General features: G+C 71.3%; 6 protein-coding genes and 1 pseudogene. 4 read left to right on the forward strand and 3 right to left on the reverse strand.

Features of this window, described 5'->3' with window-relative positions; translation table 11 throughout:
• Positions 1-52: 52 nt before the first annotated feature.
• The 3 genes from gltX to ACFVZH_RS19760 all read right to left on the reverse strand — a co-directional run bounded on the left by gltX (position 53) and on the right by ACFVZH_RS19760 (position 2,651).
• Positions 53-1,528 (reverse strand): glutamate--tRNA ligase, encoded by a 1,476-nt coding sequence (gltX, locus tag ACFVZH_RS19750; RefSeq protein WP_384898645.1) that lies wholly within the window; start codon positions 1,526-1,528, stop codon positions 53-55.
• Positions 1,521-2,306 (reverse strand): fumarylacetoacetate hydrolase family protein, encoded by a 786-nt coding sequence (locus tag ACFVZH_RS19755; protein ID WP_384898646.1) that lies wholly within the window; start codon positions 2,304-2,306, stop codon positions 1,521-1,523. The genes gltX and ACFVZH_RS19755 overlap by 8 nt, the downstream gene beginning before the upstream one ends.
• Positions 2,307-2,447: 141 nt before the next feature.
• A complete protein-coding gene (locus ACFVZH_RS19760) occupies positions 2,448-2,651 on the reverse strand; it encodes a hypothetical protein (protein ID WP_384898647.1) in 204 nt (67 codons plus the stop codon).
• Positions 2,652-3,220: 569 nt separating this feature from the next.
• Here ACFVZH_RS19760 and ACFVZH_RS19765 point away from each other — a divergent pair.
• The 4 genes and pseudogenes from ACFVZH_RS19765 to ACFVZH_RS19780 all read left to right on the forward strand — a co-directional run.
• Entirely contained in the window at positions 3,221-7,027 is a 3,807-nt protein-coding gene (locus ACFVZH_RS19765) for a nitrate- and nitrite sensing domain-containing protein (protein ID WP_384898648.1), read from the forward strand.
• Positions 7,028-7,036: 9 nt separating this feature from the next.
• Entirely contained in the window at positions 7,037-7,450 is a 414-nt protein-coding gene (locus tag ACFVZH_RS19770; protein ID WP_030496942.1) for a roadblock/LC7 domain-containing protein, read from the forward strand.
• A 162-nt stretch (positions 7,451-7,612) separates the two neighbouring features.
• A complete protein-coding gene (locus ACFVZH_RS19775) occupies positions 7,613-8,017 on the forward strand; it encodes a DUF742 domain-containing protein (protein WP_017235980.1) in 405 nt (134 codons plus the stop codon).
• Positions 7,998-8,131 (forward strand): annotated as a pseudogene (locus tag ACFVZH_RS19780) (ATP-binding protein); the annotation flags it as partial. The gene ACFVZH_RS19775 and the pseudogene ACFVZH_RS19780, both read left to right, overlap by 20 nt.

The following is an 8,131-nucleotide window of genomic DNA, read 5'->3' on the forward strand; positions in this document are numbered from 1 at the left end:
GGAACGACCGTAGCGCGCGGTCCGTGCGCGGGGACCCCGACGGCGAAATCCCTTACGCGGCGAGCTTCGCCAGGGCCGCGTCGATGCGGGCCAGGGACTTCTCCTTGCCCAGGATCTCCAGGGACTCGAAGAGGGGCAGGCCGACCGTGCGGCCGGTGACCGCGACGCGGACCGGCGCCTGGGCCTTGCCGAGCTTGAGGCCGTGGGCCTCGCCGGCGGCCAGGACGGCGTTCTTGAGCGACTCGGGGTCGTTCCAGTCGGCGTCCACGAGCTTCTCGCGGGCGGTGGTGAGCAGGGCCGCGGGCTCGCCCTTCATCGCCTTGTCCCACGAGGGCTGGTCGAAGACCGGCTCGGACAGGAAGAGGAAGTCCACGTTGGCCGTGATCTCCGAGAGGACGGTCATCCGGGTCTGGGCGTGCGGCGCGATGGCCTCCCAGGCGGCCCGGTCGAAGTCCTCGGGCGCCCAGTTGGCGTGCGGCGCCTGGAGCCAGGGCTCGCAGGCCGCGGCGAAGGTCTTCACGTCGAGCATCCGGATGTGGTCGGCGTTGATCGACTCGGCCTTCTTGAGGTCGAAGCGCGCCGGGTTGGCGTTGACGTCGGCGATGTCGAACTTCGCCACCATCTCGGGGATGGTGAAGATGTCCTGGTCGGCCGAGAACGACCAGCCGAGGAGCGACAGGTAGTTCAGCAGCCCCTCGGGGAGGAAGCCGCGCTCCCGGTAGAGGTTGAGGGACGCCTGCGGGTCGCGCTTGGAGAGCTTCTTGTTGCCCTCGCCCATCACGTACGGCAGGTGGCCGAAGGAGGGGATCTCCTTGGCGATGCCGAGCTCGATCAGCGCCTTGTAGAGCGCGACCTGGCGCGGGGTGGAGGAGAGCAGGTCCTCGCCGCGCAGGACGTGGGTGATCTCCATCAGGGCGTCGTCGACCGGGTTGACCAGGGTGTACAGCGGGGCGCCGTTGGCCCGGAGGATGCCGTAGTCCGGCACGTTCTCCGGGGTGAAGGTGAGCTCGCCGCGGACCAGGTCGGTGAAGGTGATCGGCTCGTCGGGCATCCGGAAGCGGACGATCGACGCGCGGCCCTCGGCCTCGTACGCCGCCTTCTGCTCGTCGGTGAGGTCGCGGCAGTGGCCGTCGTAGCCGGAGGGGCGGCCGGCGGCACGGGCGGCCTCGCGGCGCTCGTCGAGCTCCTCGGTGGTGCAGTAGCAGGGGTACGCGTAGCCGCCGGCGATCAGCTTCTCGGCGACGTCCTTGTAGATGTCCATCCGCTGCGACTGGCGGTACGGCGCGTGCGGGCCGCCGATCTCCGGGCCCTCGTCCCAGTCGAGGCCGAGCCAGCGCAGCGAGTCGAGCAGCTGGTTGTACGACTCCTCGGAGTCGCGCGCAGCGTCGGTGTCCTCGATGCGGAAGACCATGGTGCCCTCGTTGTGCCGGGCGAAGGCCCAGTTGAAGAGAGCGGTGCGGACCAGGCCCACGTGGGGGTTGCCGGTCGGCGAGGGACAGAAACGGACGCGGATGTTCGCGTTAGCCACGCTTGATCACCCTATTGGTGAGAGTGCCGATGCCTTCGATGGTGACGGCGACCTCGTCGCCGACGTTGAGGGGGCCGACCCCGGCGGGGGTGCCGGTGAGGATGACGTCGCCGGGGAGCAGCGTCATGGCCTCGGTGATGTGGACGACCAGGTCCTCGATGGAGCGGATCATGTCGCTCGTGCGACCCAGCTGGCGTTGTTCGCCGTTGACCGTGGCCTGGATGGTCAGGTCGCTCGGGTCGAGGTCGGTCTCCACCCAGGGGCCCAGCGGGCAGGAGGTGTCGAAGCCCTTGGCGCGGGCCCACTGCTTCTCGCGCTGCTGGGCGTCGCGGGCGGTGACGTCGTTGGCGCAGGTGTAGCCGAAGACGACGTCCTTCACGCGCTCGCGGGGCACCTCTCGGCACATGCGGCCGATGACCACGGCCAGTTCGGCCTCGTGGTGCAGCTCGTTGGAGAAGGAGGGGTACTCGATGGCGTCGCCGGAGCCGATCACCGAGGTGGTGGGCTTGAAGAAGGCGACGGGGACGTCGGGGACCTCGTTGCCGAGTTCGGCGGCGTGCTCCGCGTAGTTGCGGCCGATGGCCACGACCTTGTTGGGGAGCACGGGCGGCAGGAGCCGTACCTTGCTCAGCGGGACCTTGGTGCCGCTGAGCTCGAAGTCGGTGTACGGGATGCCCTTGATGATGTCGAGGACGAGGCCGCCGGACTCGACGGTTCCCTCGCCCTCGACGGCGCCGAAGGCCACATTGCCGTCGATCGAGAATCTGGCGATGCGCACGAGTGCTGTCGCCCCTCACTTGGTGCTGGCTGGAGTCTGACGCTCCAGGCTAACGCGGCGCGGGGGCGGTCGACCGGCGATATCAGCCGGGCCGATGACAAGGGTGACGAGCGGCGTGACGCGGGTCGGGCCCGCGCCGGGTCAGCGGGACGCGGTGGCGTACGGCTGCGGCTCGTAGGGCGCCGGGGGCTGCATGAGGATCGTGCGGCGGGGGTTGGCCGTGCGGCCGGGCAGCTCGACCGCGTACTCCGGCTGGGCGCCCCGGCCGAGCTCTGCGGCGTCCGTGAGGTGGACGAGGGTGGAACGGCGGGGGTTGGCCGTGGTGCCGGGCGTCGTCGTCTTCATCGCGGTGATCTGACCTTGTTCCGGTACGGGCGCCCCGTGCGGGCGCGAAGGGGTGTAAAGCGTCAGGCTAAACATGCGATTCCCTTCGAATGCATGGCTCAGACATCGATTTGTGTGTGAGTTTGCTCACCACCTGGGGGACATTCCAGGCATTACGGATGGTGGCCGGTCGTCACGGAAAGGGACATTCCGCCACTGAATGCTCTATTCCGCTCCTGATCATGCCGACTGGGACACACGGACGGACCGGGCCATTGGAGGGTAAAAGTCCGAATCCTCCGTGATCATCTTCTACATGGGGTGACACTTCGTGCACGGGTTGTCATTCCCCTCACAGCGCGACACGGGGCCCTTGTTGGAGATCCGGCACTGTGCTGGAATTCCACGCACCGCCGCGGGTTTCAAGCCGGCGCGCAGGAGGGCGCAACGCAGCGCCGGCCGAGTGGCGGGGAAGGGGGAACTGCGCCGGTCACCGATGACCACCTGGGGTACTCCGGTACCTCGACTGACGCCGACACCGTCCGTTCCGTTCACCCGGAAGGACGCCTGGTCAAAAGGTTGCGACGCTAGTGCAGGGACGTTTCAAGAGGGATGGCTCGGGTTCTCCCCAGGCCCGCCAGAGCCGAGCGGATGCTCCGGCGGAGCAGGAACCGCGTGCCGGGACCGACCGCGGTCCCTCGGCCCCGCACACCCCGAACCAGGGTCAGGGCCCGTCCGGCGACGGCGGCGACGGCAAGCGCACGGGCGGCAAGGCCGCTCCGGCCGAGCCGTCGGCGACGGCTGCCAAGCCGCGGGCCGAGAACGAGGTCGGCCCGCGAATAGCCCTGCGCAACTGGCGCATCTCGACGCGCCTCGTGGCCCTCCTCACCCTCCCCGTGGTGGCGGCGACCACCCTGGGCGGCATCCGCATCAGCGAGTCGCTCCAGGACATGGAGCAGCTCGACCACATGCAGCTGCTCACCAAGCTGACCCGAGAGGCGACCGACCTCGCGCAGGCGCTGCAGTCCGAGCGCGACCTGTCCGCCGGTCCGCTCGCCAACGGCCGCCCGGTCAGCGACTACCAGGTCGCCAACCCGCGCCGGAAGACGGACCGCGAGTACAAGGCGTTCCTCGACGCCACCGAGGACATCCCGACCACCGAGGGCGACGAGGCGCTGCGGAGCATCCGCCAGAACGTCAGCCAGATCGCCTCCCAGGTCATCCAGCTCAACACGATCCGCGGCAACGCCTACGAGAAGGGCGTCGCCCACTCGGTGACGGTCGAGGCGTACAGCCGTCTCATCCGCTCGCTGCTCAGCCTGTCCCAGGACATGGCGCAGGCGACCAGCAACCCCGAGATGATCAAGCGGACCCGCGCGCTCGCCGCGTTCTCGTCCGCCAAGGAGTACGCCTCCATCCAGCAGGCGATCATCGCCGCCGCGCTCCCGCCGAACGACAAGACCCCGGGCCGCATCCAGCAGGGTGACCGCCTGTACGCCGACGCCGCGCTCAACAGTGAGGGCGTCGAGTTCAAGTCGTTCCAGGCGATCTACGAGTCGACCGGCGGCGACGCCGCCGACCGGACCGCGTCCCTCACCGGCGCCAACCCGTCGATCGTCGCCGCCGACAAGTACGCCGAGCGCGTGCTGAACGCGGACGACGCGATGCCCGGCGGCACCCGTCGCGGTCACCTGAACTTCACCGACGAGTACGGCATCAAGATCAACGCCATGAACGTCATCGAGGACGGTCTCCTCGGCGACATGGAGACGATGGCCCGTGAGCTGCGGCAGGAGTCGCAGCGCGAGGCCATCATCAACGGTGCGCTGATCCTCCTCGTCCTCGGCGTCTCGCTCATCGGCGCCTTCGTCGTGGCCCGGTCCATGATCCGCTCGCTGCGCCGGCTCCAGGACACCGCGACCAAGGTCGCCCAGGACCGTCTGCCCGAGCTCGTCAAGCAGCTCTCCGAGTCCGACCCGCAGGACGTCGACACCTCCGTCGAGTCCGTCGGTGTGCACTCCCGGGACGAGATCGGCCAGGTGGCCGCGGCCTTCGACGACGTGCACCGCGAGGCCGTCCGCCTCGCCGCCGAGCAGGCCCTCCTCCGGGGCAACGTCAACGCGATGTTCACCAACCTCTCGCGCCGTTCCCAGGGCCTCATCCAGCGTCAGCTGTCGCTCATCTCCGAACTGGAGTCGCGCGAGGCCGACCCGGACCAGCTGTCCTCGCTCTTCAAGCTCGACCACCTCGCGACCCGTATGCGCCGGAACGGCGAGAACCTCCTCGTCCTCGCCGGCGAGGAGCCGGGCCGCCGCTGGACCCGCCCGGTCCCGCTGGTCGACGTGCTCCGTGCCGCCGCCTCCGAGGTGGAGCAGTACGAGCGCATCGAACTGGCCGCGGTCCCGGCGACCGAGGTCGCCGGCCGGGTCGTCAACGACCTCGTGCACCTCCTCGCCGAGCTGCTGGAGAACGCCACCTCGTTCTCCTCCCCGCAGACCAAGGTCCGGGTCACCGGTCACGCCCTGCCCGACGGCCGGGTGCTCGTCGAGATCCACGACACCGGCATCGGCCTCTCCCCCGAGGACCTCGCCGCGATCAACGAGCGGCTCGCGTCGCCGCCCACCGTGGACGTCTCGGTCTCCCGCCGCATGGGTCTCTTCGTGGTCGGCCGCCTGTCCCTGCGACACGGCATCCGCATCCAGCTGCGCCCGTCCGACTCGGGCGGCACCACCGCGCTCGTCATGCTCCCGGTCGACGTCGCCCAGGGCGGCAAGAAGCCGATGCCCAAGCCGGGCGCCGGCGGCCAGGGCGCGATGCCCCAGGGTGCCTCCGCCCCGGGCGGCCGTCTTCCCGGCGGCCCCGGTGCGGCCGGCGGCCCCGGCGGTGGACGTCCGGGCGCTCCGGCGGGTCCGGGCGGTGCGCCGTCCTCGGCGGCCGGACGGATCGGTGCCGCCGCCCCGCGCGGTCAGGTCGGTACGAGCAGCCCCCGGGCCGCGCTGCCCGCCCGTGACGGTGCCCCGCAGGGCGCCCCGCAGTCGCGCACCCCGCAGCCGCAGAACGCGCAGTTCGACCAGACCGGCCAGCTGCCGCAGGCCCCGCAGGGGCCGGACGCGCTGCGCCCGGGTCCCGGCGGCGGCGGTCTCATCGGCGGCGCGGCGAGCGCCATCCCCTCCCGTACGGACGTGTGGGGCAACCAGAGCAACCAGTCCGCCCAGCAGGCCGGGCCCGGTGCGCCGCAGCACGCCCCGCAGGGCCAGGCCCCGCAGGGCGGCCAGCCCGGCGGTTACGACTTCCCGCGTGCCGAGCTGCCGGGCGGGAACCCGCAGCCGCAGCGCCCGCAGGCCGCGAGCTGGGGCAACGACCCGGCGCAGCAGCCGGTCCGGCGCCCGCAGCAGGAGATGTCCCCGCTGGACGCCCCGCGCGGCCACGAGGACCCGGAGGCGGCGGGCCTGTTCGGGGCTCCGGCGGCTCCGCAGGGTCCCGGCTCCACCGGCCAGTTCCCGCGCCCGGACTTCGGTGCCCCGCAGGCTCCGCAGCAGGGTCGTCCGCAGCAGGCCCAGCAGCCGCAGGCGTACCAGGGCGGCGTCCAGGACCCGGCGTCGACGGCGCAGTTCCCGCGCCCCGACTTCGGTGCCCCGCAGGGTCCGGGCTCCACGGGCCAGTTCCCGCGGCCCGACTTCGGCGCCCCGCAGGCCCAGCAGCAGGCCCCGCAGCACCAGGCCCCGCAGGCGTACCAGGGCGGCCAGCAGCAGCAGTTCGGCCGCCAGCCGTTCGTACCGCAGGCCCAGCAGCAGGCCCCGCAGCAGGCTCCTCAGCAGGCGTCGGCTCCGCGGCAGCGGACCGGCGGCGACCCCGGCCGGCAGCAGCCCGCGCTCGGGCAGCCGCGCCGTCCGGAGGCCCTGCCGCCGGCCGGTGCCGGTGACGGCCGCACGCCGCTGTACGACACGCTGGAGACCAACTGGTTCCACCAGGACCAGGCCCAGCAGCAGGCGCAGCAGCAGGCGCAGCAGCAGGCGCAGCAGGACGTGGCCCAGACGACGCAGACCCCGGTCGTCCCCCAGCCGTCCGCGCCCGCCGACGGCGGTCGGCAGAACGGCGGGGCCGCCTGGCGGACCTCGCCCAACGACGAGCTGGTGCGCCAGGCCGAGCGGGTGCGCAAGCCCGCGGCCGGCGGTGTCACCACCTCCGGTCTTCCCCGGCGCGTGCCGAAGGCCAACCTCGTACCCGGGACCGCACAGGAGCAGGCCCACACGGCCGGCCCCCAGGTCTCGCGTGCACCCGACGACGTCCGCGGCCGGCTGACCAATCTGCGCCGCGGCATCCAGCAGGGCCGACAGGCGAACAACTCGACCACGGGTAGCTTCGACCTCGGTCCGAACCACCAGCAGGAGCGTTAGTTGAACGCGATGAGCCAGGCGGCGCAGAATCTGAACTGGTTGATCACCAACTTCGTGGACAACACCCCTGGGGTGTCGCACACGGTGGTGGTCTCCGCCGACGGACTCCTGCTGGCCATGTCCGAAGGATTCCCCCGTGACCGCGCCGACCAGCTGGCGGCGGTCGCATCCGGACTGACCTCGCTGACCGCGGGCGCGTCCCGGATCTTCGAGGGCGGTCCCGTCGCGCAGACGGTGGTGGAGATGGAGCGCGGCTTCCTCTTCCTCATGTCGGTCTCCGACGGTTCCTCGCTTGCCGTGCTCGCCCACCCCGAGTGCGACATCGGCCTCGTCGGCTATGAGATGGCGCTGCTGGTCGACCGGGCCGGCAGCGTCCTCACCCCGGATCTCCGTGCGGAGCTCCAGGGCAGCCTGCTCCACTAGCCGGTTCCTTACCCGGACACCCATCCGAACCGACCGACTGACCCACAGGGCGGTACGCCCCTCCGTACCGCTCTGGGCACTGTTCACCGTCCGGCCGCCCCACCCGGCCCCCCACCGGCCCCATCAGACGGCAGAAGGTTTGCTGTCACGCCCGGAGGATTCATGACCCCGCCCCCCGCCTCTCACGATCCGTACGGCGCCTCAGTCGACGAGTACGGACATGAGGGCGACCAGCCGCTGGTGCGTCCTTACGCGATGACCGGCGGCCGGACCCGGCCGCGCTACCAGCTCGCCATCGAGGCGCTGGTCAGCACCACGGCCGACCCGGCGCACCTCGCCACGCTGCTCCCGGAGCACCAGCGGATCTGCCACCTGTGCCGCGAGGTCAAGTCGGTCGCCGAGGTGTCGGCACTGCTGTCGATGCCGCTCGGTGTCGCCAGGATCCTCGTCGCCGACCTGGCGGAGGCCGGCATGGTGGCGATCCACCAGCCGGGCAACGGAGAGACCGGCGGCACGCCGGACGTGACTCTGCTCGAAAGGGTGCTCAGTGGACTTCGCAAGCTCTAGCGGCGGCTCGGCCCGGTCGACCACCAGCGCGAAGATCGTGGTGGCGGGCGGCTTCGGCGTGGGCAAGACCACGTTCGTCGGCGCCGTCTCGGAGATCAACCCGCTGCGTACCGA

Source organism: Streptomyces sp. NPDC059534 (assembly GCF_042743475.1).
GTDB lineage: Bacteria > Actinomycetota > Actinomycetes > Streptomycetales > Streptomycetaceae > Streptomyces.